The sequence below is a fragment of the Streptomyces beigongshangae genome, assembly GCF_019710745.1.
Lineage (GTDB): Bacteria > Actinomycetota > Actinomycetes > Streptomycetales > Streptomycetaceae > Streptomyces > Streptomyces beigongshangae.
On sequence record NZ_JAHKJW010000035.1, the window covers coordinates 13,584 to 38,600 of the forward strand.

The following is a 25,017-nucleotide window of genomic DNA, read 5'->3' on the forward strand; positions in this document are numbered from 1 at the left end:
TTCAGGAACGCGTCGGTCACCCAGGACGCCGTCGAGGCAGTCCTGACGGAGCGGGTGAACGCGCTGGACTCTCTGCGGCTGCCCGGCTCAGCCAGTGGCATCACCACGGTGGGCGTGACGCAATACAACGTGGCGCCCATCGACAGCTTCCTGCAGCAACTCCCCTCTTTGAACGGCAGCGTCAGCATGTCGACCAGCCCTGCGCCGAACGCCGGGCCGATCCCTCCGACAGAGTTGAGCCAAGGCCCAGGTCTCTGACCTGGGCCTTCTTCGCAGAGATTATGCTGTCTCAGCCCGCTGCCTCCGAGAGACGTGTCATGGCCGAGCGCGCCCTGACCTTCGGAATGAGCAACCACTGGCCGGCTGCGGCGCCGAGGCACAGGAAGACACAGACAGCCCAGAGTCCGGTGGCCCGCCATTGCAGTAACCACGTCCCCATGAGGGGGGCGGCAAGCGAAGCCGTGGACCAGGTCATGCCGTACAGCCCGTAGTACCGCCCGCGCAGCGGAACGGGTGCGAGGGAGGCGATGACGGCCTGGTTCACCGAGCTGACAGCCACCTCTCCCAGAGTCCACACGGCCACGGTGGCAGCGTATCCGGCCGGAGTGGAGACCAGCGCCGTGGCACCGTACCCGACCCCAAGGATGATGATGCCGCCGATGAGTACATGACTGTGGTCCAGTCCGGAGAGCAGCGGGCTTGCCACCGGCTGGACCAGGATGATGACAACAGCGTTGGTGGCCATCACATATCCGAAGGTCGAAGGGGCGATGCCGTCGAGCTTCATGGCCAGGGGAAGCGTCGACAGCCCCTGGCAGAAGACGATCCCGTAGGCGAACCAGGATCCGAGATAGGCCAGCATCAGCCGGTCTCTCGCCACATCCGCATAACTACCGGACCCGGCATCCGGGTCGGCCGCCCGGCTGGGACCCGCCGGCTTGCCCATGACCCACACCAGTAGGCCAGCGGCTACACAGGCGACGGAGTTGACCCAGAAGAGCACAGTGAAGCCGTGTCGGACGAGCGAGCCTCCGAAAACCATGGAGAACGCGTAGCCGAGGTTCACAGCCCAGTAGAGCAGGCCGAAGGCCTTCGGCCTGTCGGCCGGGGCGTAGCGGGCGGCGATCAGGGAGGCCGAAGCGGGCCTGTGCATCTCCGCCGCCAGACCAACCAGAAAGGCGAAGACTGCGATCAGGGCTACCTGGTCCACTGCTCCCAGGAAAAACAGGAACACGCCCGTTCCGCTCATCCCTAACGTCATCGTGGCCCGATAGCCGATGCGGTCCACCAGCAGACCGCCGCACAGTTGCGAGATGATCCCGCCGAAACCGGACATGGCAAGCACCACACCGACGACGGAGAACGAGATGTTCTGGTCCTGTGTGAGGTAGTAGCTCAGATAAGGGATCACCATGGATCCCAGCTGATTTGTCAGGGTGGCACCCCAGACCACCCAGAACTGACCTGTCAGGCCGCTGGTCCACTTCTGCCACACACTGCGGTCCCGGACGGACTGCGCGGTGGTTCCCCGGCCGTCCGGCGTAAGCTTTTTCTGCGGATTCGTCATGCGTCACGCTTCCTGCCGGACATCCCCTTCCGGCCTGTACCCTCCCGAAAACCGCCCCACCGGTGACACGGTGAGCGCCCGCGTCGTCGGCGGAATCAGTCGGGAACGTAGGTGAATGCCTTGTCCGAGGCCAGGAAATCTGCCAGGTCAAGGAGCTGCTCCGGGGACTCGGATGTCGCGATGAGGCGGGCCAGTTTGCCGCCCGACGTTCCTCGCACCCAGTCCGGGCGATCTCCTGCCTGGTAGAACAGCTCGGCCTCGACGACCCCGTCAAAGGCCAGCAACTCACCGACGGTCGGCACCTGCGCGAGAGTGACGTCTCTCGCAGGCGACTGCGGAACGTACTGGGCAGAGCTGCGCAGCCGGGGGCCCATAGGTGCGGTGGGGCGACCGGTGGCGACATTGGCCATCGCAGTCACGATGTCGTAGTCGAAACTGAGCCGAAGCATCTCGATGACGCCTCCGCCCAGCCGGCTGTTCACCTCGATGATCCGCGGTCCGGCTGCCGTGAGCATGACCTCTGTATGCACCATCGAGTTCATGATCCCCATGGCGCAGATGGCCTGCGTCGCGCACTCCAAGATCGATTCGATCCGGTGTCCGGGGAGGTTCGAGGGAAACACGTTGCCGTTCTCGCGGAAGGGTTCCGACAGCGGGAACTTGTCGGTCACGGCGCAATGAGTCACGGAACCGTTCTGCACCAGCGACTCGACGCTGACATAGGGCGCGTAACGGGGGTCGTCGTGCCACCGCTCGCCGATCAGCATCTCCTCCAGCACGAAGTGCACCAAGCCGTTCCCGCGCGGATCCGCCGTGTAGCGGGAAGTCGCCATGTCCCACAACCGGGTCAGGTCGACGTCCTCAGTGACGTGGTAGGTGGCCATGCTGCCGACGCCGGCTGACGGCTTGAGGACCGCGGGCAGGCCCACTTCGGCCACTGCCTCAACCAGATCGGACAGCGAGAGCACGGAAGCGAACCCCGGCACCGGGACTCCGGCCCTCGCCAATGCGATGCGCTGCTCCTCCTTGCTTCGCAGCGCGCGCAGCGATTCCGGCAAGTTCGCCGGCAGCCCCAGTTCGAGGGCCGCCGCATGGGTCTCTGTCACGACCAGTTCGCTGAACCCGAGGATCCCCTCCGGGTGCCACTTGCGAGAGAATTCCAGAACGGCACGCAAGGAATTGTCGCCACCCAGCAGGGGTGAATTGTCACAGAACCTGCCGAGCTCTTGTGCACGTAACGCGTCCTTCGCGTCATCCCCTGTCGGAGACCAAAGGACGTGCACCTCGAAATTTTCAGTCAGTTTCGGCAGGTACCACTTCGCCGGGGGCGGACCCGGACCATCAAGGAAGACGAGTCTGGGTAGATTTTCCTGATTGGCCACGCGTCACTCCTCCAAGACAGACAGGCGGTGTGGCTACCGGCGAGGAATCTACATTCGTCTGCACATGCAGTCAACATCCAAGTCACTTTTGTGACTGACCCTTCCCTGCAGGGAGGTCCAAAAAATCGGTACAAAGCATGGCAAAAGCTGACCCATGAGGGAGGTGGGGGATGATTATCCGCCTAGGTTGTCAACTATGAGTCAAATAAATGAGAGATGCATTGACTCTCTGCGCCGAAGCTATCTAGCTTGAGGTACACGGCTCCTGAGGTATTCCTCGAAATCCATCGATCCCGAGGTGTTTCGTGTCCTTGCACATCACACTCCTTGTTGGCGGTCGGAGCACCGAACATGACGCATCACTTCACGGCTACCACCATGTACTGCACGAATTACTCGAAGCGCCGGATCGTGTCGTGGTCGACTCCGTCTTCTATATCGACCGCACGGGCACGGCTCATTTCTTCGGCCACGGACCGTGGCCCGAAGACGAGAGGGAGCTCGGCGCAGGAGAGGTCTTGCCTTTGGGTGCGGCCATCGAACAGCTCAGGTCGGGCAGCTCGTTTGTCTTCTCCCTGTTGCACGGGAACGAGGGTGAGGACGGCGGCTGGCAGGGCCTGGCGGAAGTCTGCGGGATCCGGGGAAACTTCGGCCCTCCCCTCGCCTCCGCCCTGGGCATGAACAAGTACCTCCAGGCCAGCCTGGCGACCGCTCTGCTGCCCGGACTGCGCACTCCGCGCTCCGTCCTGGTCCGTACGGAGTCGTTCGACGCGCGCCTAGTCCTGCAGGAGATCGGTCCCGGCCCTCTCGTGGTCAAGCCCAACCGCATGGGCGCTTCGCTGCTCACGACGTGCCTGCGTGAGCCGAGCGAACAAGCGCTGGCGAAGGCAGTCGCGGAAGCCGCGCCGTATGACAACCAGGTCCTGGTGCAGGAATTCGTCAGCGGTCGCGAGTACTCCTCCAGTGTGTACCGGGAGAACGGACGTTTCGTCGACCTTCCGGTGGCGGAGGTGGTCACCCAGGGCTTCTTCGGTCACGACGAGAAGCACGTCAAGGGACGCGCGCGTATCGACCTGTGTGTCGAGGACCCCACCACCAAAGCCATCCGCGACTACGCGCATTCGGTGTTCGAAGCCACCGAGGTGGCAACCTTTGCCCGCTGCGACTTCCTGGTCAGGGACGGCGAGACGTACTTCCTCGAGATCAACACCCTGCCCGGCCTGATGTCCGGCAGCATCTTCCCGCGGGCGCTGGCAGCGGTCGGCCGCACCATCACCGACCTGGTCGTCGCGGCGTCCGGCGACTACGACTGCCGTCCCGCACGCGACAAGGTCAGGGAATACGACATCAGTCACTGACCGAGCGATCAAGCACGAGCGCAAGCATTCGGTCACGACCCCGACGGGACGGCAATGTCTGTACAGCAGAAAGAACGACTCAAGCCGCTTCGCACCCGCCTCATCCGGCTCCAACCGCACGGCTGGCGGAGCGTCCTCGTCAAGGACGAGACTCGCCAGATATCCGGGGCGTTCAAGTACCGGGGCAACGCCCACAAGGTGGCGGGATTGTCGGCCGGCAGCACACTCGCCACGGCCTCCACCGGGAACCATGCGTCCGGTCTGGCGGAAGCGGCCTCGGCCCGCGGCCTCTCCCTTCGGGTGTTCGTTCCCCGGACGACCCCCCTGGCCAAGCGGCAGAGGATCACCGGAGCCGGCGCTGAGGTCGTCCTGGTGGACGGCGGCTACGACGACTGCGAGGTCCTCGCGCGCAAGTACGCAGACGACAACGGTGCCGTCTTTGTCCACAGCTTCGACGATCCCGACATCATCGAGGGCCATCGAAGCCTTTACCGCGAGGTACGGGAGGACGCCGAACTGCCCGACGCCGCGTTCGTGCCGGTGGGCGGGGGAGGCTTGGTGGCAGCGGGCATCGCCGAATGGGGCAGGGCGGCCACCAGAATCGTAGGCGTCGAGTACCAGGGCGCACCGGCGATGCAGATGTCGCTGCGGGCCGGACGCCGAATCACGCTGGACTCCGCTCGCGGTCTGCCAGAAGGATTGCTGGTCCGGCGGATCGGCGCCCGGTCCTTCCAGACCTGCCGGGACTACGGCCTGGAGATACGCACCGTCAACGACGGGGAACTGCATCGGGCGATGCGCATCCTGTGGGCCGAAGCCGGCATCAGGGCCGAGGGGGCGGGGGCGGCGGCGTTCGCGGCCGCCTTGCAGGATCCCGATCCCTGCAAGGCGGCACTCTGCGTGGTCTCCGGCGGCAACATCGACGACCAGACCTGGAGCGACTGCATCCTCGGTTGAGCTGGGCGCGGCCCGCTGCGACACGCCGGGCAGGCCCGAGACACTGTGGATCCGGTCGTGGAACGTATGGGCCCATACATCCGGATGCGACGGGAGAACGGCCCTGGTCCGATTTTTCAGCGAAATGCCGGGCCTAGGTCGAACAAGAACCGAATGCACTTCGACATCACCTCTCCCGATCCCACCGCCGGGCAGCAACGGATCAAGATGCTCGGCGGTCGCAGACTGGATCAGTACGCCGGCGGCGGCTTCCTCGTGATGGCGGACCCCGAAGGCAACGAGTTCTGCGTCATCCTTGAGGTCCCCTTCGAGCTCGACGACGAGGGGCGCGCGAACTACCTCGGCTGACGGTCGAACTCGATGGCACAGGACACTTGCCGGTCGGGACCAGTCTGCAAGAGGCTGCCGAGCCGGGCCTGGCAGAAACTCTTCACCGGAGCCGGAGCCGGAGCCGGAGCCGGAACCAGGGGCCACCGCTTGTACGACTGGGCCCCGGCCGACATCGCCGACGACCGACCCGGCCACCACCAGTTGCTCGTACGCCGCAACCGGCGTACCCCGCTCCTCGAGAACCTGGTGGCCGTGGGCTGCCTCGGCTGCAGGACGGGTCACGGCTTCCGCGGCTACGCCCACCGCTGAGTGCCCCGCCACCGGTTTGGAGGAACAGCTCTGGCTGAGGCGAGGGACATCACCGAAGTCCCATTGCCGCGTTCACCGGCAGGAAGCAGACGATCCACGCCAGCGCCGTGCGTGGGATTCGGTCCGGGCCAGGACAGACGGGCTGTGGGTGAGGAACGACGTGGTGCACCGGACCGAGCGACACGGCCCGCACCTGCGGCACGCTCTTTGGGCCCAGCCGCTTGAGCAGCGGCACCCTGCCGTCAAGGTCCTGCCTGCTCGCCACGGTCACCAGGACCGGATCAGGCCGCTGAAACAGTCCATCACCAGGTCGCTTGAGGCTTCCCACCGCCGGCGCGGCCGTCGGTCCGGCGAAGGGCCTTCCCTGTCTCGTAGCCGGTCGTGGAGCCCGGCGAACCGGTGACATTCCCATTCCGGTGACGGCGCGTCGGGTTCTGCGGACCCGAGCACGAAAGGCGCGGAAGGTTTCCGGAGAACTCAGCAATAGGGCGCCTGGTTGGTGAGAGCGGTGGCCACGCGCGTCCACACGCCGAACAGTCGGTAGAGGCCGGGCAGGTGACCGCCGGCTTGGACCGTGCGGCTGTCGACCAAGGTGACGCCCGGTATGCCGAGCAGTGCAGAGGCGACCGACGCCGATTGCCAGCGGACGGTGAGAGTGGACGGGCCGGAGTGGGCGGTGGGGGCCCCGGCGTGCTGGGTGGTGAGGCTGCCGGCGACCGCTGTCTCGATGGCTTGGCGAGCTTCGGTGAGCGGGGGGAGCTCAGCAGCGAATCGGTCGTTTGCGTGCTTGACGGCGACACAGGTGACGGTGGCATCCCAGTCGTTCATCTCCGCGCAGGCAGTGTCGTCTCCCGACAGCATCACGACTCGGACTCCGATGGCCGCGGCAGTGGCGTGCGCGAATCCGATTTCGCCGACCGGCCGGTCTTCGAGCCACATGTCCTCGATCTCGTGTCCCATGAAGGTATGGCTCATGACGCCCAGAGTGCCGGCGCGGGAGTGGTAGCCGACACAGAGCACCGCGTCAAAGGTGGCATCGAGTCCTTCGAGCATGATCATGTTCTTGGGCTTGCCCCGGACCAGCCGGGCGGCCGGGTGCAGTAACTCGGGGAGCAGATTACGCATGGGCCCGTGCGCGTCGTTGACCGTGACCGTGGTGGCGCCAGCGGCGAGGGCGCCACGGACCGCCGCATTGACGTCCTCGGTCATCATGACCCGCCCGCGTTCGTAGTCCCTGCCGCCAGGCTGTACGTCGTCGGCATCGACGAGCCCGGTAATGCCCTCCATGTCAGCGCTGATGTAGATCCGCACCTTGTACGCTCCTCAATAGTTGATCCCCTTCGGGGCCGCTGGCCGTCTGGCGGCGTACCGCCGCTTCTGCGAAGCACACGAGATGGCTGCTTTCCACCGTTGGACGCGGTAAGTCGGCGACAGTTTTCCCACCACGGACTCCCTTGTCCGACGGCGCCGATCGCAAGGATGGAGCAGAAACGCATTGACCGACGAGCGAGTTGTCATCGTGACCGGCGGAGGTACGGGGATTGGGGAGGCCACCGCTCGGTTGATATGCGGGCAAGGCCATCACGTGGTCGTGTCCGGCCGACGGCCCGAGCCGTTGCGGCGCGTCGAACGGGAGGCCGGGGCGCTGGCGTATCCGGCCGACATCGGTGACCCGGATGCGGCTGGCGGTCTCGTCGAGGCCGCCCTGGCCGCGTACGGACGTCTCGACGGGCTGGTGCTCAACGCGGGTATCGGACGCGGCGGAAGCGTCGGGGACCTGTCGCTGGAGGACTGGGACGAGGTGATGCGCACGAATGTCACCGGTCCGCTGCTGCTTCTGCGTGCGGCTATCCCTCACCTGCTGGAATCCAAAGGGTCGATCGTCGCAGTCGCTTCTGTGTCGGCGCTTCTGAACGGAACGGGTAATGCCCCGTACGCCACGTCCAAGGCGGCTCTGCTCCAGCTATGCCGTTCCGTCGCTGTCGACTACGGGCGTCGGGGGCTTCGCGCCAACATCGTGTGCCCGAGCTGGGTGCGCAGCGAGATGGCCGACAGGCGCATGGCCCGGTTTGCCGAGGAAGCGGGTCTGCAAGGCGGCGTCGAGGCCGCCTACGACGAGGTGACCGTGCCGCTGCCCATGGGCCGGCCGGGTGAGCCACGTGAGATCGCGGAGACGGTCAGCTGGCTGCTGTCCCCGGCGTCGTCTTACGTCAACGGCGCTGTGCTCGCCGTCGACGGCGGGGCGACAGCCCTTGATCTCGGAACACTCGCGTTCGGCTTTCATGTCGAGCCACGCCGTGCCGGGCGCTCTGACGACACGCGCTGATGGGCCGGTGCATGGCATGCGATCACGTCGGCCATGGAGGGCCACATCCGAGCAATTCCCAACAGTGTCACCGAGCTGCAATGGACCATGCCCGGCAGTAGGCAGGGGTCGGACGGGGCTGCACCACCGAGTACAGCTCGCCGGGCCTGGCCGAGGGCGCCGGCGAGTGCGGCTGCCGCAAGCAGGTCGTCACGCACCCCTGCCAGCCGGGCGTGCTGGTGTGCCCTCTGGTAGGCATCGGGCCGGACGTAACGCTGCAGTTCCAGGAGCGCGTCATACGTCTCGATGGTCTGTCTGTGTGCCTGCAGTGCCAGCGGGGACCGCGGTCGCAGTACCTCCTGCAGCCGCGTCCGTTGCGGTCCGGCGAGGGTCACCTGGGGCACCGCGGTCACCAGATCGCGCCACAGCGGCCACAACTGCCAGGTGGTCCGCAACACGGTTGTGGAGCGCACGAAGGCCCTCGTGATGGGAGCCATGAGGGAAGCCGCCCGTAACAGGCCGTGGACGCCCATGATTACGGAGAGGTAGGGCTGCGCACGGAATGCGGGTACGCAGAGTTCCCAGAGGTAACCACACCAGAAGACGATGGCGAGGGAGCTCCCCGCCGCGAACAGCCGCAGCGACATCACAAGATCGCGGTCCCGCGTTCGCAGGCTGTTCCGCCAGCAGACCGCGAGTGCCACGGTGTCACCGGCCAGATGGGCGAAGATAAGGATCAGCCAGTAAAAGAACCCCTGATCCGCAGGTCCGAGGTCGGACGCCGTCTGTATGCTCAAGTTATCGACCACTTGTAGCAGGTCCAGGGCCAGCAGCGAGCCAATGGCCGCTGTCAGGCCGACCACCACCGAGAGGTACGCACGGCGCGTTCGGCTTGGATCGATCATGAACAGCAGAACCATGCCTGCGCTGAGGACACCGATGAGATTGCGGGCCAGACTGGCCTGGTGAATGCCGATGCCAAGGGCTTGCAGCCCCTTGAGAACACTGGGCTGGAACAAGGTGATGGCGATGGTCACAGCCAGAACCGTGAGCCACAGTCCCCGCTGATGAGGCTGACGCAGCGCGGGCACGGCGCTCAGGACGAGGGCGCACCACAGGACGAACACGCTGCAGAGGCCGACCTGCGCCGCCAACTCAGTCACGGTCATCGGCTGTCACCCCCAGGTAGGCGCTGAGTCGTCCCAGGCGGCCAGCCGACCGGCGGGGCTTCCCGGCGCTCTGTATCAGACTGGCGATCATCTCGGCTTCCTGCTCTTCCATGGTCGTGTAGCTGGTGCGGGCCATCAGCCGCTTGACCAGACGGGGCTGCAGATCGCCGAGCAGAGGACTGGCCGGTAAGCCGCCTGAATCCGGGCTGCCTCCGTGGTCGCACAGCACATGGGCGAGCTCGTGGAGAATGATGTGCTGCTGATGAAGGGGAGCGGTCCGGGCCTCGTAGAAGACGTAGTCCGCGTCGTCGGTGCCCAGCCACAGTCCGCAGGCTCCGGCAGTCGCCATGGGTTCGGGCAACTCCTTGAGAATGAGCGGGCGCCCCCTGAACTCCTCCACCCGCTCGCGAACCGCGTCAAGGGTGAGTGATCGATGGATCCCGAGGTCACGCAAGATCACCTTGCAGCGGCGTTGCAACTCGCTGTACTCGGTTCTTTCCCTCACCCAACGGTCCCTTTGCTTGCATCGACTGCGAGCGCCACGGCGCCCTCAGCCGTCCTTGTCGGCAGAACCTTCGGCAGCCTCTCCCGTGCCGGATTCGCCGGACATCGCGTTCACCACGGCGAGCAGGGCGTCCAGCCCGGCCTCCGACAGCCCGTCAGCACGGAAGGCCAGCTTGCGCACCTTGCTGTTTCCCAGAGCCACGGCGAACTCCATCTGGCGCCTGACCTGTTCAGAGACCTCCTCATCGGTGAAGTAGTCCGGAGTGACTCCGAAGTGCTCCGCCAGCACCCGGAGATGGTCGCGAGTCACGTTGTGCTTTCGGCCGGTCGCAAGTTCCCAGAGGTAGGTGGCCGAAAAGGCGCGCCCCGTACTCTCGTGTATCTCCGCGGCGATTTTGCTGTATGAAGGACGGTTACCTCGGTAGTAAGCGCTGATGATGTCCTCGAGCCGTCGAGCCAAGGACGACGGGCCAGTGCTGCCATTACCGGCACTGCTGCTCCGGGTCAAGTCTTCAACTCCAGGCGGGGATCCCTCGGGCGGATAGGGGCGTGATCCAACTTAGACTGCCGCCCGCTACCGCGACCATCCGTGTTCGACTGCACAGCTGTATTTGACTGAAAATCTCCACTGCTTTGACCAGGTTGTCCTCATATAGCAGACTTTTGGGCTACAAGGGTCGCGCCGGAGGCTCCAGCGGATCAGTTGACACCCTGTTATCCGCTGAGTACCGTCCGAGTGCTCGCTTGAAAGATCGACGATGGGTCGGCGCGGTAATCTCAGATGTTCCGCAATCGAGCGAAACGCGACAGGGGCACCGATCGAGGACATCCATTCTTCGTCGGCGTTTTTAAGGAGGAATTCTCTTGAGTCGGGCAACTGGTCACGGTTTTCGACCCCCGAGAATTGACAGAGGTCTCGACGAGAGAAAATTGGATGAGGTAGCTCAAATGGCAGGGGGCAGATTTTTCGATGTTGCCACTGTCCTCCATGCCTCTGCTGCAAGGTCCAAGTATCCGGAGCCATCAGCTTCTTCTGCGACGCTCTGCGCCAATAGAAGCCCCTGCTCGATCTGACCCATCCTTATCGTGACCTCGGCGCGCAGGAGTCGTGTACGCAGCCTGTCGTGGAAGGCCAGAAGCCCGGTGTCCTCTGCGGCCGCAGCCTTGGCCAGGGCCTCCGGCAACTTGCCCTCGGTCAAATCAACGCGTGCCGCCACGGCATTGAGCTCGGCATGGTGTATCGGCTGGCCTACGTAATGGAACGCGTCAGCCGCCTCCTTGAGCCATGTCCGAATGCTGGGGGAGACAAGTTCCGGGACACGCAGATGGAGGGAAACCGCAGCCACTCGCAATCGCGCCCAGTCGAGAAGGTCGTCTCGGCTTTCCATGGCGGCGAGAGCCCTGTCGATCAGTTCTTTTCCCTCCTGGAACATGCCCTGACGGATCCTGACGCTTGAACATGTCCAATAGGCGTGGGCCTGTAGCGAGGATGCGGCGGTTTCGGCCGCACGAAGTACATCGGGAATCCTTGCACTCGCCTGCGGCAGAAGGCCGGCTTCAGTCTCCGTGGTTACGAGAGCCAGCCAGGACTTCAGCATTAGAACGTCCGACCGAGAGTGGAGTCCAATGGCAACGGAATGCGCCTCCCTCGCAGCACCGAGAGCTCCACCGATGTTTCCGAGCGTGCGCTCCGTCTTCGACATTTCGATAAGCAGTCGCGAAAGCAGTGAAGGGCTTTCCCATTTTCTGGCCAGCGCCACCATCTGCTGCAGGTCCGCGCTTTGGGCAGCGTAGTCGTTCGTTCCTGAATGAGCGTGGAACCTGGCCCAAAGGGCTTGCCATGCCCACCCCTCGGGGAGTCGCTCCAGGAGGTTGGGGCCGTACGATTGCAGAAGGTCGATGACGGTTGGAAAGTCATGGTCTGCCAGTGCGGTGGAGACTTCCGCCATGGTCGCGTCGGTGTTGTCGGTGGAGAGCAGTTCCTCAAGGCTGACGCCGAGTTTACTAGCTACATGACGCACGGCTTCTTCCGAAGGTACCCGACTGCCACTTTCGATGCGTGAAATGTAGCTGGTAGAGATAGGCCCACCTGCCAGATCGGCTTGAGCCAGCCGGTTCCTGAGGCGAATATTTCTCAGCCTCTTCCCGAAGACAGGCTGCTTGATCTCCATAAAACGTCCTTCAATTCAGAGGAGAACCACGTGCTCCGCAGTGTTGACCGGCCGACCGCTCCATACATCGTCACCAAGACGCTGATTCTCGGTGACAGCACTTCTATTGAGGCAGGAAAGTTACATTCCACGCCAACGGAGATCGAGTGGCCGTAGCGTGATCCGCACATGCCGGTGATCTGTCCCATGCTCCCGGCAAGGCCGGGCGTGTCAAGAAGAAGGATCGTACGAGACAAGCGGGCGTCAAGTCCATGACGGAAGCAATATGACGCTCTGGTTTTACACGGTGATACTAGATGATTGTAGACTTATAATGATATACAGGATAAAAAGATGACGAATGCAGGGTGAGTAGGTCGCCGCTGCGTCGACCTGGATGGCGGACCGTGCTGTGACAGCGGGCTGCGGCTCGGACGCGAAGCGGTGGCGGGCCTTCGTCACGGGAGCGGTTGTCACGCTCTTGTCCCATGTGGTCAGCTCTGTGTGCGTGGCCCCCGGAACACTCTTTGCGCCTACGCATGGGTCTTTGATCCACACTGTCGGCATGCCTGAAAGGCTGCCGGGTGACACATGGAAAAGGAATATGGGGAACATTTCGATCAGGCATGAGGTGCCGTACCACTCCCAATGGGAATCGGCAGAGCTCGTCCCGGATCTGTTGGCCGGTCGCGTGAAGGCCGAGGACGACCCTTTTTGGTATCGTTCGGGAGCGTGCAGCGCCGAAGAATATGCTTTCTGGTCCTGGCGTATATGCGGGATGGCTTGCCTGAGCATGGCGCTGGAGTACTGGGGTCTGAAGGTGGCCGGCCTCGTGACGGTGGCCAAAGAGTTTCTGGATGCAGGCGCCTACGTGCGCCGTGCCGACGGAGTGGACGGCCTCATCTACGCCCCGTTCGCCAAGTACGCTGCCGAGCGTTATGGAGTCGAGGCCGAAGTCCGGACCGAGTTGGCCGCAGAGGACATTCCGAGCCTGCTGCGGGACGGGGCACTGGTCATGCTCTCCGTACATCCTTCGATCCGGGATCTGCCCACCACCTCCCCCGGTCGCGGCGGACACCTGGTACTCGCGATCGGCTGTTCGCCCGACCACCTCCAGGTCCACAACCCGTCGGGACTGCCCAGATCCTCTCAGCGCTTTGCCGAGGTGCCGTGGTCTGTGCTGCCAGAATTCTTTGCGCAACGGGGTGTCGTACTCAGACCCGGAGGCAGGTAGAGACTGTCCGCGCCGTCCTGGAAAAAGTGGCTCGTGAGCTTCCCGTGGGATGCGGAGTGTGTTGGCAGAGGGTCAGATGGGACTCATAAGAGGAACATCGACCATGGCTGCCGCGGTGTCCCAGATCGACCGGCTCCCCCACCGCCGCCACCTCACAGCCCAGCCATCTCTGGAGAGAATCCGGGGAGTATGGACGACACTGGGGAGCGTGTGGGGAGAACGGGCTGCATAGGGCGGGACGAACCTGAAAGGCGCTGAAACAGACATCGGCGCAGGCCAGAAGTACGAATAGCTACACAAGCACAGGTCAGCGCCCCGGAATAGACAACTTCAAGTACATCTCCCGCACCCGGCCACCCGCAAACAGGACTTTGAAACGGCCCTGCCTCATGCCTCCCGCCTCGGGCACGAGAAGATACCGAGGGACAAGCAGTACCTGCGTCTGCTGCTTCGCGCGCAGGAGCCACAGCTTTCTGGACCTCGACACCGGTCTCGGCTTCGACAGTCAGATCATGGTGAAGGTGAACGCCCCCGAACTGCGGCGGCAGCTCGGCTCGCGGCGCTGGTCCGGTGAGCACATCGCAATGGGTACAAACGTGGACTGCTACCAGCGCGCCGAGGGCCGCTACCGGCTGATGCCCGGTGTCGTCGCGGCGCCGCGCGACCACGCGAACCCCTTCTCGATCCTCACGAAGGGCACGCTCGTCCTGCGCGACCTGGACCTCCTGAAGCAGGCGGCGGCCGTCACCGAGGTCGGGATCTCCGTCTCCGTCGGCTTCACCGACCACGAGCTGTGGCGGACCGTGGAGCCGGGTACCCCCCACCGGTCGCGCCGCAACCCGCCCGGCCCACCCGGCTCACCCTCCTGTGACCGGAACTCCCGGCGCCCGGGGCGCTGTCGGTGCGGTGGTGCAGGATGGGGCCATGACCGGACCGATCCGTATTCCCGCCCCCGACGGGGTCGCCCCCGCCGCCGCGTACGCGCACGTGGTCACCGGCACGGGCCGCTTCGTGGCGGTCTCGGGCCAGCTGGCGCTCGACGAGGACGGCGGGCTCGTCGGCGAGGGGGACCCGGCCGCGCAGGCCCGTCAGGTCTTCGAGAACCTGCGGCGCTGCCTGGCGGCGGCCGGCGCCGGTTTCGACGACGTGATCAAGCTGACCTACTTCGTCACGGACATGGCCCACCTGCCGGCGATCCGCGCGGCGCGCGCCGGGCACATCCCCCAGGACCGCCTCCCCGCCGCCTCCGCCGTACAGGTCGCCGCCCTCGTCCGCCCGGAGTTCCTGATGGAGATAGAGGCGTTCGCGGTGGTGCCCGTGTGATCCGGAGCCCCACCGCGACGGCCCCGGCCGGGGCCGTCGCGGCGCGGTGGGTGCGGTCGACGAGGCGTTGCGGGAGGCGCCCCGTCGGCCGCTGGTACGGCAACGGTGCTTGTGCTGATTGCCGGGCAGTTCTCAGGGACCGTGTCGGCGCCGTTCGCAGTGGCTGCTGCGGGCCTGTTTCCGGCGTCGTCGGCGCCGAAGGTCCGCTCCGCGGACAGCCCACTTCCCCGTGCCGCGCCATCGGTTCAGTCCTTGTTCACCGCGCAACCATCAGCCGCTGCCATGTGTCTGACAGGTGAATTCACCCGGACTTCAACGATGACGCCTACCAGGATCTCGCCGTGGCGGCTGTCGATGCCACGGCGGGCTGTCACGCCCGGCCGGCCGCATCGCGGTCGTCTACGGGGTTCCAGAAATCTTGCACCGATCACTTGCATCAGGGAGAAGTCATGACTCACCGCACTCGTCTGACCGTCGCCGGCGCTCTTGCCACGGCACTGCTCTCGGCCACGCCCGCCGTCGCGGCCACGCCCGGCGCCGGGATGCCGTACACCTGGACCGTGGAGAAGGGGCATGCGCTCGCCTGCACGGGAGAGAGAGAAGGGGTGCGCGTGAGCATCGATCTTTACGAGAACTCCGCCTTCGGGACCCACGCCCAGGTGTTCGTCGAGACGGCGGAGACCGAGTACGTGCACGGCGGCGAGACGGCCGGCGGCCTGTTCGACGACGGCCGGATACGGCGTCGGCTGCTCGTCGCACCGCAGGAGCAGACGGAACAGGAACAGACGGCGAAGTCCTCACGGACGGTGCTCGTCAGCGGCTCCTACACCACCAGCGGGCCGCGCCGGTGGGTGCACGAGGTGTACGACGAGCCGTCGGGACAGGTCGTCTCGAAGGGATGGAACACGCCCCTGGCGGCCACCGTCACCGTGAATGCGCTCGGTCGGCGGGTTGCTCTGACGTGCGAGACCGCCTTCGCCTACGACCTGAGGGTCGGCCGCCCCGCCGACAGCGGGAACTGACCCCCCGGCAGGACCTCGCTCCCTGCTGGCGCGTACTCGGTCGCCGCCTGCCGAAATCAGACGCCTGATCACCCGGCTCACCGACCGCCGTCCCACCCCGGTCGACCACATCCCGCACTGGTCGACATGGCGCCGACGACGCCGGAAACAAGCCCGCATCAGCCACTGCGAACGACGCCGACACCGTCCCTGAGAACTGCCCGGCAATCAGCACAGGCACCGTTGCCGTACTAGCCCCGGCCCCGTGGCGTGCGCTGGGCCGGCAGCCGTTTCAGCGCGTCGGCGGCCGCGCGGGCCAGCTCCGGGTGGACCAGGGCCTCGTTCAGGACGGGCCGGGCCTTCTCGTCGCCCAGCGCTCCGAGCCCTTCCACGCAGGCCAGGGCGACCCGGCGGTACGGGTCGTGCGGGCGGAAGCGGCGGGCCAGTGTGGTGATCAGGGCCGGGACGGACTCCGGCGCGCGCAGTTCGACCAGCAGCCGCACCGGGTGGAGGGCGTAGGCGACGCGCAGTTCATTGGTGGCGAGGGCGGCCGCCGCCCGGGCGGTGCGCGGGTCGCCGAGCCGGGCGAGGGCGTACGCGGCGGACGCGCACCGCTGCGGGTCCCGGTGGTTGAGCAGCAGGACGAGCGCTTCGAAGGCCCGCCGGTCACCGGCGAGACCGAGCCGGAAGGCGGCCAGCTCCCGCGCCCAGAGCGGCTGCCGGGGAGCGACGAGCACGGCGGCCAGCTCGTCGAGGTCCCTGGTCGCGGCCAGCCGTTCGTACGGGAAGGAGGCGGCGGCGCCGGCCTCCTGCCGTAAGCGCCGGGTGAGCGTTCGCAACTCTTCGTCCATGACACAGAGACTATCGGTGACCTACGCCACAGGTACCGGTCCGGAACGCGGGCTGGTGCGCTCGTTACCCACCGGTTAAGCTCATTCGAGCGAGTTACCCACTCGTGGATTCGCCCGGGGCGGCCTGGTGACGCAGCCGCCGCGGGAACACCCTCGGGCCCCAGGGCCGTGAGGGAGCTGGTCGGTTCGGTACGTCAGGTACCGCAGTAGTACGACCCGGCTCCGGGACAGGGCCGGTCGGATTCCCCACCGCCTCGCGGGCCCGCGCTCCACGCCCGCGAACGGCACCGGGCACCCGCGCTCCGCGGCCCGGCCCGGTCCCTGCGCATCCTCGCGTCCGGCTTCCGCACCCCGTGCGCCCGTCGGCGCCTCCCGGTGCGTACCCCAGTCGTCACTCATCCCTGGAGTCCCGCGATGGCCACTCCCCCGTCCGACCCTTCCGTGTCCCCCTCCGCGTCCTCGTCCTCGTCCCCCTCCGCGTCCTCGGGGACACCCCTCAGGACCGTCGCCGTCGTCGGCCTCGGCACGATGGGCACCGGTATCGCCGAGATCCTCGTCCGGGCCGGCCGTGAGGTCGTCGGCATCGACATCAGCGCGGCCGCCGCGGCCCGCGCCACCGCCGCGCTCGGGTCCGCGACCGCCCGGGCCGTGCGGCGCGGGCGCCTCACGGGGCAGGAGCGCGACGACGCCCTCGCCCGCTTCCGCACGTTCACCGACCTGCGGGCGGCGGCCGACGCCGACCTGGTGATCGAGGTGGCTCCGGAGTCGTACGAGACCAAGCGCCGGATCTTCCGGGAGCTGGACGGCGTCGTGCGTCCGGAGACGATCCTGGCGACCGGCACGAACGCGCTGTCGGTCACCCGGCTGGCCGCCGACTCGGCACGCCCCGAACGCGTCCTCGGAATGCACTTCTTCAACCCGGCGCCCGCGATGCGGCTCGTCGAGGTGGTCTCGTCCGTGCTGACCGCCCCGGAGGCCGTCGCCGCCGTCACCGGCCTCGCCCTCGAACTCGGCAAGGAGCCCGTCGCGGTCGGCGACCGCCCCGGTTTCGTCGCCGACGGCCTGCTCTTCGGCTACCTCAACCAGGCCGCCGCGATGTACGAGGCGAAGTACGCCGGCCGTGAGGACATCGACGCGGCGATGAGGCTGGGCTGCGGTCTGCCGATGGGCCCACTGGCCCTGCTCGACCTGATCGGCGTCGACACCGCGCGTACGGTCCTGGAGGCGATGTACGCGGAGTCGCACGACCGCCTGCACGCGCCCGCGCCCGTCCTGAAGCAGCTCAGCGAGGCGGGGCTGACCGGCCGCAAGGCGGGCCGCGGCTTCTACACGTACGACGCGCCGGGCGGCGCGACCGTCGTCCCGGACGCGCTCACCCCGCCCGCGGCGGACTCCGGGGCGGCGGTCCGGCCCGTCCGCTCGGTGGGCGTCGCCGGGTCCGGGACGATGGCCTCCGGCATCGCCGAGGTCTTCGCGAAGGCCGGGTACGACGTCGTCCTCGCCGCACGCAGCGAGGAGAAGGCGCAGCGCGCCAGGGACCGGATCGGCAGGTCGCTGGCGCGCTCCGTGGACAAGGGGCGGACGACCGCCGAGGCGGCGGCCGCGGCACTGGAGCGGATCGTCCCGGCGGGGTCGTACGAGGCGTTCGCCGAGGTCGACCTGGCCCTGGAGGCAGTCGCCGAGGACCTGGAGATCAAGCGGCAGCTGTTCGCGGTGTTCGACAAGGTCTGCCGGCCGGGGGCGATCCTGGCCACCACGACCTCCTCGCTGCCGGTCGTGGCCTGCGCACGCGCCACCTCGCGGCCGCAGGACGTGATCGGGATGCACTTCTTCAACCCGGCCCCGGCGATGAAGCTCGTCGAGGTGGTGCGTACGGTCCTGACGGCGGACGACGTGCACGCCACGGTCCGCGGGCTGTGCGCGAAGATCCGCAAGCACCCGGTGGACTGCGGGGACCGGGCCGGGTTCATCGTGAACGCACTGTTGTTCCCGTACCTGAACAACGCGGTCAAGATGGTGGAGCAGCACTACGCGACGCCCGACGACATCGACACCGCGATGAAGCTCGGCGGCGGGTATCCCATGGGCCCGTTCGAGCTGCTCGACACGGTCGGCCTGGATGTCTCGCTGGCCATCGAGAGGGTGCTGCACCGTGAGTTCCGCGACCCGGGGCTCGCCCCGGCGCCCCTCCTGGAGCACCTGGTGGCCGCGGGCTGCCTCGGCCGCAAGACGGGCCGCGGTTTCCGTGAACACGCCCGCCGCTGAGCCGCACGGGACCGGGCGCGGTGCCGGAGGACGCCCCGCGGGCCGGCTGGGGCGGACTGCTCGAACCGGGATCCGGGTCCCGTCCGGGACGGAAAAGACCCGGTCATGAGCGCTCTGCCGCGTACATGCAGTACGTTCGGGGCATGTCCCGGTCCGCCAAGCCCTCCCGTACCCCAGCCGCCTCCTCCGACGCGCCGGAGAGCGCCCCGGGCGGCCGCGCGGCCGCCCAACGGCTCAAGATGCGCCGGGAACTGGCGGCCGCCGCGATGGAACTCTTCGCGACGAAGGGGTACGAGGCGACGACGGTCGACGAGATCGCGGCCGCCGCCGGGGTCGCCCGGCGCACCTTCTTCCGGCACTTCCGCTCCAAGGAAGAGGCGATCTTCCCGGACCACGACGACACCCTGATCCGCGCGGAGGCGGTGCTCGACGCCGCGCCGGCGCACGAGCACCCGCTGGACACGGTGTGCCGCGGGATCAAGGAAGTCATGAAGATGTACGCGGCCCGGCCGGAGATCTCGGTCTCGCGCTACAAGCTCACGCGCGAGGTGCCGACGCTGCGGGAGGCGGAGATCGCCTCCGTGGCCCGGTACGAGCGGCTGTTCACCCGCTATCTGCTGGGCCACTTCGACGAGCACGCCCATGACGACGACGCCAACGACGACCCGCTGCTCGCCGAGGTCGCCGCATCGGCCGTGGTCACCGCCCACAACCACGTACTGCGCAGATGGCTGCGGGCGGGCGGTCAGGGGGACGTCGAGTCGCAGCTGGACCACGCCTTCTCGATCGTCCGGAAGACGTTCGGCACCGGGATGGGCGCCGGGCGGGACACCCCACCGCACACGGCGCCCGTCCCGGCCGTCTCGGTGGACGGCGAGGTCCTCGTGACCGTCGCGCGGGTCGACGCCCCGCTGCACCAGGTGATGCGGACCATCGAGCAGGCACTGAAGGAACGGCACTGAAGGAACGGCACTGAGGGATCGCAGAAGGGGCACGCCCTGACGGGCGTGCCCCTTCTGCGATCCCGGGGTGGTCCCTTTTGCGGCCCCTTTCGATCGATCATCGCTCATCTGTCGTCGCCAGATGACAAGTGAGAGAAATTGTTGGCACTCGGTGCCTTGCTGGATGGCACCGCGTGTCATACGTTGAAGAGGTCCGGGCGGCCGGCGCACGGAGATCCTCCGTACGCCGGCTGTCCCCGCACACCACGGTCTGCGCGCCCGGACGCCTGCGTCACAGGCACCCCTCCGCGCCACAAAGCGCTGCCGAGCACCACCCCGCCGAACCGACGGCACCCCCTGTCAGCAGCCAGCAGCTACCCACCCCGACGTAACCCTCAGCGTCCCCGCGGACGCTCGTCGCCGGAGGCAACACCGTGAAGGACATCCTGGACGCGATCCAGTCGCAGACCGCCACGTCCGCCGACTTCGCCGCCCTGCCGCTCCCCGAGTCCTACCGCGCGATCACCGTGCACAAGGACGAGACGGAGATGTTCGCGGGGCTCCCCACCCGCGACAAGGACCCCCGCAAGTCGATCCACCTGGACGACGTGCCGGTGCCGGAACTAGGCCCCGGTGAGGCCCTGGTGGCCGTGATGGCCTCCTCGGTCAACTACAACTCGGTGTGGACCTCGATCTTCGAGCCCTTGTCCACCTTCGGGTTCCTGGAGCGCTACGGCAGGCTCAGCGAGCTGACCAGGCGCCACGACCTGCCGTACCACGTCATCGGTTCGGACCTCGCGGGCGTCGTGCTGCGCACCGGTCCGGGCGTGAACGCCTGGCACCCCGGCGACGAGGTCGTCGCGCACTGCCTGTCGGTCGAGCTGGAGTCGTCCGACGGCCACAACGACACGATGCTCGACCCCGAGCAGCGCATCTGGGGCTTCGAGACCAACTTCGGCGGGCTGGCGGAGATCGCGCTCGTCAAGTCCAACCAGCTGATGCCCAAACCCGGCCACCTGTCGTGGGAGGAGGCCGCCGCGCCCGGTCTGGTCAACTCCACCGCGTACCGGCAACTGGTCTCGCGCAACGGCGCCGGCATGAAACAGGGCGACAACGTCCTCGTCTGGGGCGCGAGCGGCGGACTCGGCTCGTACGCCACGCAGTTCGCGCTCGCCGGCGGCGCCCACCCCGTCTGTGTGGTGAGCAGCCCGCAGAAGGCGGACATCTGCCGGGCGATGGGCGCCGAGGCGATCATCGACCGCACCGCGGAGGACTACCGGTTCTGGAAGGACGAGCACACGCAGGACCCCAAGGAGTGGAAGCGCTTCGGCAAGCGCATCCGTGAACTCACCGGTGGCGAGGACGTCGACATCGTCTTCGAGCACCCGGGCCGCGAGACCTTCGGCGCCTCCGTCTACGTCACCCGCAAGGGCGGCACGATCGTCACCTGCGCCTCCACCTCGGGGTACCACCACGAGTACGACAACCGCTATCTGTGGATGTCCCTGAAGCGGATCATCGGCTCGCACTTCGCCAACTACCGGGAGGCGTGGGAGGCCAACCGGCTGATCGCGAAGGGGAAGATCCATCCGACGCTGTCCAAGGTGTACCCGCTGGAGGAGACCGGGCAGGCCGCCTTCGACGTGCACCGCAACCTCCACCAGGGCAAGGTCGGCGTCCTGGCGCTGGCCCCCGCCGAGGGTCTCGGCGTGCGCGACGAGGAGAAGCGCGCCCTGCACATCGACGCCATCAACCGCTTCCGGAACATCTGAGGTCCGAAGATGACAGAGAGCCAGACGCCGCAGGGGCGAACCGAACGGGACCGGCCGTGGCTCATGCGGACCTATGCCGGCCACTCCACCGCGGAGGCGTCCAACGAGCTGTACCGGCGCAACCTCGCCAAGGGGCAGACGGGTCTGTCGGTCGCGTTCGACCTGCCGACCCAGACCGGGTACGACCCCGACCACGTCCTCGCCCGCGGCGAGGTCGGCCGGGTCGGCGTGCCGGTGTCGCACATCGGTGACATGCGCCGGCTGTTCCGGGACATCCCCCTGGAGCGGATGAACACCTCGATGACCATCAACGCCACCGCCATGTGGCTGCTGGCGCTCTACCAGGTCGTCGCCGAGGAGCAGGGCGCCGACATCACCCGGCTCCAGGGCACGACGCAGAACGACATCGTGAAGGAGTACCTGTCGCGGGGCACGCACGTCTTCCCGCCGGTGCCCTCCCTGCGTCTGACGACGGACATGATCTGCTACACGGTCAACCACCTCCCCAGGTGGAACCCGATCAACATCTGCAGCTACCACCTCCAGGAGGCGGGGGCCACCCCGGTCCAGGAGATCGCGTACGCGATGTCCACCGCGGTCGCCGTGCTGGACGCGGTGTTCGCGTCCGGGCAGATCGCCGAGGAGCGCAGGGGGGACGTGGTCGCACGCATCTCCTTCTTCGTGAACGCGGGCGTCCGCTTCGTCGAGGAGATGTGCAAGATGCGCGCCTTCGGCCGCATCTGGGACCGGATCACCCGCGAGCGGTACGGGATCGAGGACCCCCGGCACCGCCGCTTCCGGTACGGGGTGCAGGTCAACTCCCTGGGCCTGACCGAGGCCCAGCCGGAGAACAACGTCCAGCGGATCGTCCTGGAGATGCTGGCCGTGACCCTCTCCAGGGACGCCCGCGCGCGGGCCGTCCAGCTCCCCGCCTGGAACGAGGCGCTGGGGCTGCCCCGGCCCTGGGACCAGCAGTGGTCGCTGCGGATGCAGCAGGTCCTCGCCTACGAGAGCGACCTGCTGGAGTACGCGGACATCTTCGAGGGCTCGCACGTCGTGGAGGCGAAGGTCTCCCGGCTGGTCGAGGACGCGTCCGCCGAGATCGAGCGGATCGAGGAGATGGGCGGTGTGCTGGCGGCCGTCGAGTCGGGCTACCTGAAGTCGCGGCTCGTCGCGTCGCACGCCGAGCGCAGGGCCCGTATCGAGTCCGGCGAGGAGAAGATCGTCGGCGTCAACGTCTTCGAGTCGACCGAGCCGAACCCGCTGACGGCCGACCTGGACGCCGCGATCCAGACGGTCGACCCCGAGGTCGAGGCCCGGGTGGTCGCCGCCCTCCAGGAGTGGCGCGACACCCGCTACCAGCCGCCCTTCAACCACCCGCGCCCCTGCAAGGCGCTGGAGCGGCTGAAGGAGGCGGCGAAGGGCACCGGCAACCTCATGGAGACCACCCTGGAGTGCGCCCGCGCCGGGGTGACGACCGGCGAGTGGGCGGACGCCCTGCGCGAGGTGTTCGGCGAGTTCCGCGCCCCCACCGGGGTGTCCTCCGCGCCGGTCGCGGTGACCGCCGAGGAGGGCACGCCGATGGCGCTGGTCCGCCGGAAGGCGGAGCTGACCGCGAAGGAGCTCGGGGTCGGCAAGCTCCGCTTCCTGGTGGGCAAGCCGGGCCTGGACGGTCACTCCAACGGCGCGGAGCAGATCGCCGTACGGGCCCGTGACGCCGGGTTCGAGGTCGTCTACCAGGGCATCCGGCTGACGCCCCGGGAGATCGTGGCCGCGGCCGTCGCCGAGGACGTGCACGGTGTCGGCCTGTCCGTGCTGTCGGGTTCGCACGCCCGGCTGGTGCCCGACGTGCTGGACCTGCTGCGCGAGGCCGGCGCCGCCGACGTCCCGGTGATCGCCGGGGGGATCATCCCGAACGCCGACGCCGAGCGGCTGCGGGCCGCGGGAGTGGCCGCGGTCTTCACCCCGAAGGACTTCGACATCACGGGGATCATCGGCCGTATCGTCGACGAGATCCGCACAGCGAACAAGCTCGACCCTCTGGAGGTCTCCGCATGACCAGCCCCGCCCCCCAGGTCGACCGCCTGCGTCCGCGGCGCTCCTGCCTGGCCGTGCCCGGCTCGAACCCCCGCTTCCTGGAGAAGGCCCAGGGCCTGCCCGCCGACCAGGTCTTCCTGGACCTGGAGGACGCCTGCGCGCCGCTCGCCAAGCCCGAGGCGCGGCACACCGTCGTCAAGTTCCTCAACGAGGGCGACTGGACGGGCAAGACACGGGTCGTACGGGTGAACGACTGGACGACCGAGTGGACGTACCGCGACGTCGTGACGGTCGTCGAGGGCGCGGGGCCGAACCTCGACTGCGTCATGCTGCCGAAGGTCCAGGACGCCCGGCAGGTGGTGGCCCTCGACCTGCTCCTGACGCAGATCGAGAAGACGATGGGCTTCGAGGTCGGCCGGATCGGCATCGAGGCGCAGATCGAGAACGCGCGCGGCCTGAACAACGTCGACGAGATCGCGGCGGCCTCCCCGCGCATCGAGACGATCATCTTCGGCCCGGCCGACTTCATGGCCTCCATCAACATGAAGTCGCTGGTGGTGGGCGAGCAGCCGCCCGGCTACCCGGCGGACGCCTACCACTACATCCTGATGAGGATCCTGATGGCCGCCCGCGCCCACGACCTCCAGGCGATCGACGGCCCCTATCTGCAGATCCGCAACGTCGACGGCTACCGCGAGGTCGCCGGACGGGCCGCCGCCCTCGGCTTCGACGGCAAGTGGGTGCTGCACCCGGGCCAGATCGAGGCGTCCAACGAGATCTTCTCGCCGTCCCAGGAGGACTTCGACCACGCCGAGCTGATCCTGGACGCCTACGAGTACCACACGTCCGAGGCGGGCGGGAGGAAGGGCTCGGCGATGCTCGGCGACGAGATGATCGACGAGGCCAGCCGCAAGATGGCACTCGTCGTCTCGGGCAAGGGCCGGGCCGCCGGCCTGCGGCGCACCTCGAAGTTCGAAGCCCCGGAGGCCTGATCCCATGCGGTTCGGACGCACCTACGAGGAGTTCGAGGTCGGGGCGGTCTACAAGCACTGGCCCGGCAAGACCGTCACCGAGTACGACGACCACCTCTTCTGTCTCCTCACCATGAACCACCATCCGCTCCACCTGGACGCCAACTACGCCGGGCGCACGACGGACTTCGGCAGGAACGTGGTGGTCGGGAACTACGTCTACTCCCTGCTGCTGGGCATGTCCGTCCCCGACGTGTCGGGCAAGGCGATCGCCAACCTGGAGGTCGAGTCGCTGAAGCACGTCGCGCCGACCTTCCACGGCGACACGGTCTACGGCGAGACGACAGTCCTCGGCAAGACGCCCTCCCGGTCGAAGGGCGACCGCGGGATCGTGCACGTGGAGACCAGGGGTTACAAGCAGGACGGCACGCTGGTCTGCGTGTTCCGCCGCAAGGTCATGGTGCCCACGGAGACGTACGTCGAGGAGCGCGGCGGCGAGCAGCCGGGCCGCCCGGAGCCCGCGGCCCTCGCGGAGAAGAAGGCCCCCGCGGAGAAGAAGGCTCCCTCGGAGAAGAAGACGGAGAAGTAGCC

The 25,017-nt window shown here is 67.3% G+C and carries 22 protein-coding genes and 2 pseudogenes; 16 read left to right on the forward strand and 8 right to left on the reverse strand.

Annotation, left to right across the window (positions count from 1 at the left end; genetic code table 11):
• The first annotated feature begins 54 nt into the window (after positions 1 to 54).
• Positions 55 to 258 (forward strand): hypothetical protein, encoded by a 204-nt coding sequence (locus tag KM933_RS25115; protein ID WP_221355942.1) that lies wholly within the window; start codon positions 55 to 57, stop codon positions 256 to 258.
• A gap of 31 nt (positions 259 to 289) precedes the next feature.
• On the opposite strand, the gene KM933_RS25120 is transcribed toward KM933_RS25115, so the two are convergent.
• Entirely contained in the window at positions 290 to 1,567 is a 1,278-nt protein-coding gene (locus tag KM933_RS25120; protein WP_221355944.1) for an MDR family MFS transporter, read from the reverse strand.
• A 95-nt stretch (positions 1,568 to 1,662) separates the two neighbouring features.
• Positions 1,663 to 2,949, reverse strand: a complete 1,287-nt coding sequence (locus KM933_RS25125; protein ID WP_221355946.1) for an ATP-grasp domain-containing protein — start codon at positions 2,947 to 2,949, stop codon at positions 1,663 to 1,665.
• Between the two features lie 305 nt (positions 2,950 to 3,254).
• Between KM933_RS25125 and KM933_RS25130 the strand changes: the two genes are divergently transcribed.
• From KM933_RS25130 to KM933_RS40690, 4 genes and pseudogenes are all read left to right on the forward strand, one after another.
• Entirely contained in the window at positions 3,255 to 4,307 is a 1,053-nt protein-coding gene (locus KM933_RS25130; RefSeq protein WP_221355948.1) for a D-alanine--D-alanine ligase family protein, read from the forward strand.
• Positions 4,308 to 4,361: 54 nt separating this feature from the next.
• Complete coding sequence (locus KM933_RS25135) at positions 4,362 to 5,264, forward strand: threonine ammonia-lyase (protein WP_221355950.1); 903 nt, start codon at positions 4,362 to 4,364, stop codon at positions 5,262 to 5,264.
• Positions 5,265 to 5,348: 84 nt separating this feature from the next.
• Positions 5,349 to 5,612, forward strand: coding sequence for a VOC family protein (locus tag KM933_RS25140; protein ID WP_308013545.1), 264 nt, complete (start codon positions 5,349 to 5,351; stop codon positions 5,610 to 5,612).
• Between the two features lie 30 nt (positions 5,613 to 5,642).
• Positions 5,643 to 5,822: pseudogene (locus tag KM933_RS40690) on the forward strand (IS701 family transposase); the annotation flags it as partial.
• Between the two features lie 558 nt (positions 5,823 to 6,380).
• Here the strand turns inward: KM933_RS40690 and KM933_RS25150 are convergent.
• Entirely contained in the window at positions 6,381 to 7,214 is an 834-nt protein-coding gene (locus tag KM933_RS25150; RefSeq protein ID WP_221355954.1) for a M55 family metallopeptidase, read from the reverse strand.
• A gap of 184 nt (positions 7,215 to 7,398) precedes the next feature.
• Between KM933_RS25150 and KM933_RS25155 the strand changes: the two genes are divergently transcribed.
• Positions 7,399 to 8,229 carry an SDR family NAD(P)-dependent oxidoreductase gene (locus tag KM933_RS25155; protein WP_221355956.1) on the forward strand — a complete coding sequence of 277 codons (831 nt, stop codon included), beginning with the start codon at positions 7,399 to 7,401 and terminating at the stop codon, positions 8,227 to 8,229.
• Here the strand turns inward: KM933_RS25155 and KM933_RS25160 are convergent.
• The 4 genes from KM933_RS25160 to KM933_RS25175 all read right to left on the reverse strand — a co-directional run bounded on the left by KM933_RS25160 (position 8,184) and on the right by KM933_RS25175 (position 12,052).
• Entirely contained in the window at positions 8,184 to 9,377 is a 1,194-nt protein-coding gene (locus KM933_RS25160; protein WP_260334129.1) for an MAB_1171c family putative transporter, read from the reverse strand. The genes KM933_RS25155 and KM933_RS25160 overlap by 46 nt on opposite strands.
• Entirely contained in the window at positions 9,364 to 9,882 is a 519-nt protein-coding gene (locus tag KM933_RS25165; RefSeq protein ID WP_221355958.1) for a regulator component, read from the reverse strand. The genes KM933_RS25160 and KM933_RS25165 overlap by 14 nt, the downstream gene beginning before the upstream one ends.
• A 45-nt stretch (positions 9,883 to 9,927) precedes the next feature.
• On the reverse strand, positions 9,928 to 10,389 hold the full coding sequence (locus KM933_RS25170) for a hypothetical protein (protein ID WP_221355960.1): 462 nt from the start codon (positions 10,387 to 10,389) through the stop codon (positions 9,928 to 9,930).
• A 436-nt stretch (positions 10,390 to 10,825) separates the two neighbouring features.
• Positions 10,826 to 12,052 (reverse strand): helix-turn-helix domain-containing protein, encoded by a 1,227-nt coding sequence (locus KM933_RS25175; protein WP_221355962.1) that lies wholly within the window; start codon positions 12,050 to 12,052, stop codon positions 10,826 to 10,828.
• 544 nt (positions 12,053 to 12,596) lie between these two features.
• On the opposite strand from KM933_RS25175, the gene KM933_RS25180 reads away from it, so the two are divergent.
• The 4 genes and pseudogenes from KM933_RS25180 to KM933_RS25190 all read left to right on the forward strand — a co-directional run bounded on the left by KM933_RS25180 (position 12,597) and on the right by KM933_RS25190 (position 15,610).
• Positions 12,597 to 13,265, forward strand: a complete 669-nt coding sequence (locus tag KM933_RS25180; protein ID WP_260334130.1) for a C39 family peptidase — start codon at positions 12,597 to 12,599, stop codon at positions 13,263 to 13,265.
• 416 nt (positions 13,266 to 13,681) lie between these two features.
• A pseudogene (locus KM933_RS39650) lies at positions 13,682 to 14,101 on the forward strand (radical SAM family protein); the annotation flags it as partial.
• A gap of 88 nt (positions 14,102 to 14,189) precedes the next feature.
• Positions 14,190 to 14,588, forward strand: coding sequence for a RidA family protein (locus KM933_RS25185; RefSeq protein ID WP_221355964.1), 399 nt, complete (start codon positions 14,190 to 14,192; stop codon positions 14,586 to 14,588).
• A gap of 449 nt (positions 14,589 to 15,037) precedes the next feature.
• A complete protein-coding gene (locus tag KM933_RS25190) occupies positions 15,038 to 15,610 on the forward strand; it encodes a hypothetical protein (RefSeq protein WP_221355966.1) in 573 nt (190 codons plus the stop codon).
• 230 nt (positions 15,611 to 15,840) lie between these two features.
• Here KM933_RS25190 and KM933_RS25195 read toward each other — a convergent pair whose 3' ends face one another.
• A complete protein-coding gene (locus KM933_RS25195; RefSeq protein ID WP_221355967.1) occupies positions 15,841 to 16,440 on the reverse strand; it encodes an adenylosuccinate lyase in 600 nt (199 codons plus the stop codon).
• Positions 16,441 to 16,854: 414 nt separating this feature from the next.
• Between KM933_RS25195 and KM933_RS25200 the strand changes: the two genes are divergently transcribed.
• The 6 genes from KM933_RS25200 (at position 16,855) to KM933_RS25225 (ending at position 25,015) form a co-directional block, all read left to right on the forward strand.
• Complete coding sequence (locus tag KM933_RS25200) at positions 16,855 to 18,705, forward strand: 3-hydroxyacyl-CoA dehydrogenase family protein (protein WP_221355969.1); 1,851 nt, start codon at positions 16,855 to 16,857, stop codon at positions 18,703 to 18,705.
• Positions 18,706 to 18,830: 125 nt separating this feature from the next.
• The gene (locus KM933_RS25205; RefSeq protein ID WP_221355971.1) at positions 18,831 to 19,667 is read left to right on the forward strand and encodes a TetR family transcriptional regulator; all 837 of its coding nucleotides are present in this window, start codon (positions 18,831 to 18,833) and stop codon (positions 19,665 to 19,667) included.
• Between the two features lie 413 nt (positions 19,668 to 20,080).
• Positions 20,081 to 21,418 (forward strand): crotonyl-CoA carboxylase/reductase, encoded by a 1,338-nt coding sequence (gene ccrA, locus KM933_RS25210; RefSeq protein ID WP_221355973.1) that lies wholly within the window; start codon positions 20,081 to 20,083, stop codon positions 21,416 to 21,418.
• A gap of 9 nt (positions 21,419 to 21,427) precedes the next feature.
• Positions 21,428 to 23,476, forward strand: coding sequence for a protein meaA (locus KM933_RS25215; protein ID WP_221355975.1), 2,049 nt, complete (start codon positions 21,428 to 21,430; stop codon positions 23,474 to 23,476).
• Positions 23,473 to 24,447, forward strand: a complete 975-nt coding sequence (locus KM933_RS25220; protein WP_221355977.1) for an HpcH/HpaI aldolase/citrate lyase family protein — start codon at positions 23,473 to 23,475, stop codon at positions 24,445 to 24,447. Before KM933_RS25215 ends, KM933_RS25220 begins: the two co-directional genes overlap by 4 nt.
• A gap of 4 nt (positions 24,448 to 24,451) precedes the next feature.
• On the forward strand, positions 24,452 to 25,015 hold the full coding sequence (locus tag KM933_RS25225) for a MaoC family dehydratase (protein WP_221355979.1): 564 nt from the start codon (positions 24,452 to 24,454) through the stop codon (positions 25,013 to 25,015).
• Positions 25,016 to 25,017: the final 2 nt, after the last annotated feature.

What these genes read in the sequence shown, in the direction of transcription:
- KM933_RS25120 (WP_221355944.1), bottom strand. Translation starts at nt 1,567, where the DNA reads ATGACGAATCCGCAGAAAAAGCTTACGCCGGACGGCCGGGGAACCACC.
- KM933_RS25135 (WP_221355950.1), top strand. Translation starts at nt 4,362, where the DNA reads ATGTCTGTACAGCAGAAAGAACGACTCAAGCCGCTTCGCACCCGCCTC.
- KM933_RS25140 (WP_308013545.1), top strand. Translation starts at nt 5,349, where the DNA reads ATGCGACGGGAGAACGGCCCTGGTCCGATTTTTCAGCGAAATGCCGGG.
- KM933_RS25160 (WP_260334129.1), bottom strand. Translation starts at nt 9,377, where the DNA reads ATGACCGTGACTGAGTTGGCGGCGCAGGTCGGCCTCTGCAGCGTGTTC.
- KM933_RS25175 (WP_221355962.1), bottom strand. Translation starts at nt 12,052, where the DNA reads ATGGAGATCAAGCAGCCTGTCTTCGGGAAGAGGCTGAGAAATATTCGC.
- KM933_RS25180 (WP_260334130.1), top strand. Translation starts at nt 12,597, where the DNA reads ATGCCTGAAAGGCTGCCGGGTGACACATGGAAAAGGAATATGGGGAAC.
- KM933_RS25185 (WP_221355964.1), top strand. Translation starts at nt 14,190, where the DNA reads ATGACCGGACCGATCCGTATTCCCGCCCCCGACGGGGTCGCCCCCGCC.
- KM933_RS25190 (WP_221355966.1), top strand. Translation starts at nt 15,038, where the DNA reads ATGACTCACCGCACTCGTCTGACCGTCGCCGGCGCTCTTGCCACGGCA.
- KM933_RS25195 (WP_221355967.1), bottom strand. Translation starts at nt 16,440, where the DNA reads ATGGACGAAGAGTTGCGAACGCTCACCCGGCGCTTACGGCAGGAGGCC.
- KM933_RS25200 (WP_221355969.1), top strand. Translation starts at nt 16,855, where the DNA reads ATGGCCACTCCCCCGTCCGACCCTTCCGTGTCCCCCTCCGCGTCCTCG.
- KM933_RS25205 (WP_221355971.1), top strand. Translation starts at nt 18,831, where the DNA reads ATGCAGTACGTTCGGGGCATGTCCCGGTCCGCCAAGCCCTCCCGTACC.
- KM933_RS25215 (WP_221355975.1), top strand. Translation starts at nt 21,428, where the DNA reads ATGACAGAGAGCCAGACGCCGCAGGGGCGAACCGAACGGGACCGGCCG.
- KM933_RS25220 (WP_221355977.1), top strand. Translation starts at nt 23,473, where the DNA reads ATGACCAGCCCCGCCCCCCAGGTCGACCGCCTGCGTCCGCGGCGCTCC.
- KM933_RS25225 (WP_221355979.1), top strand. Translation starts at nt 24,452, where the DNA reads ATGCGGTTCGGACGCACCTACGAGGAGTTCGAGGTCGGGGCGGTCTAC.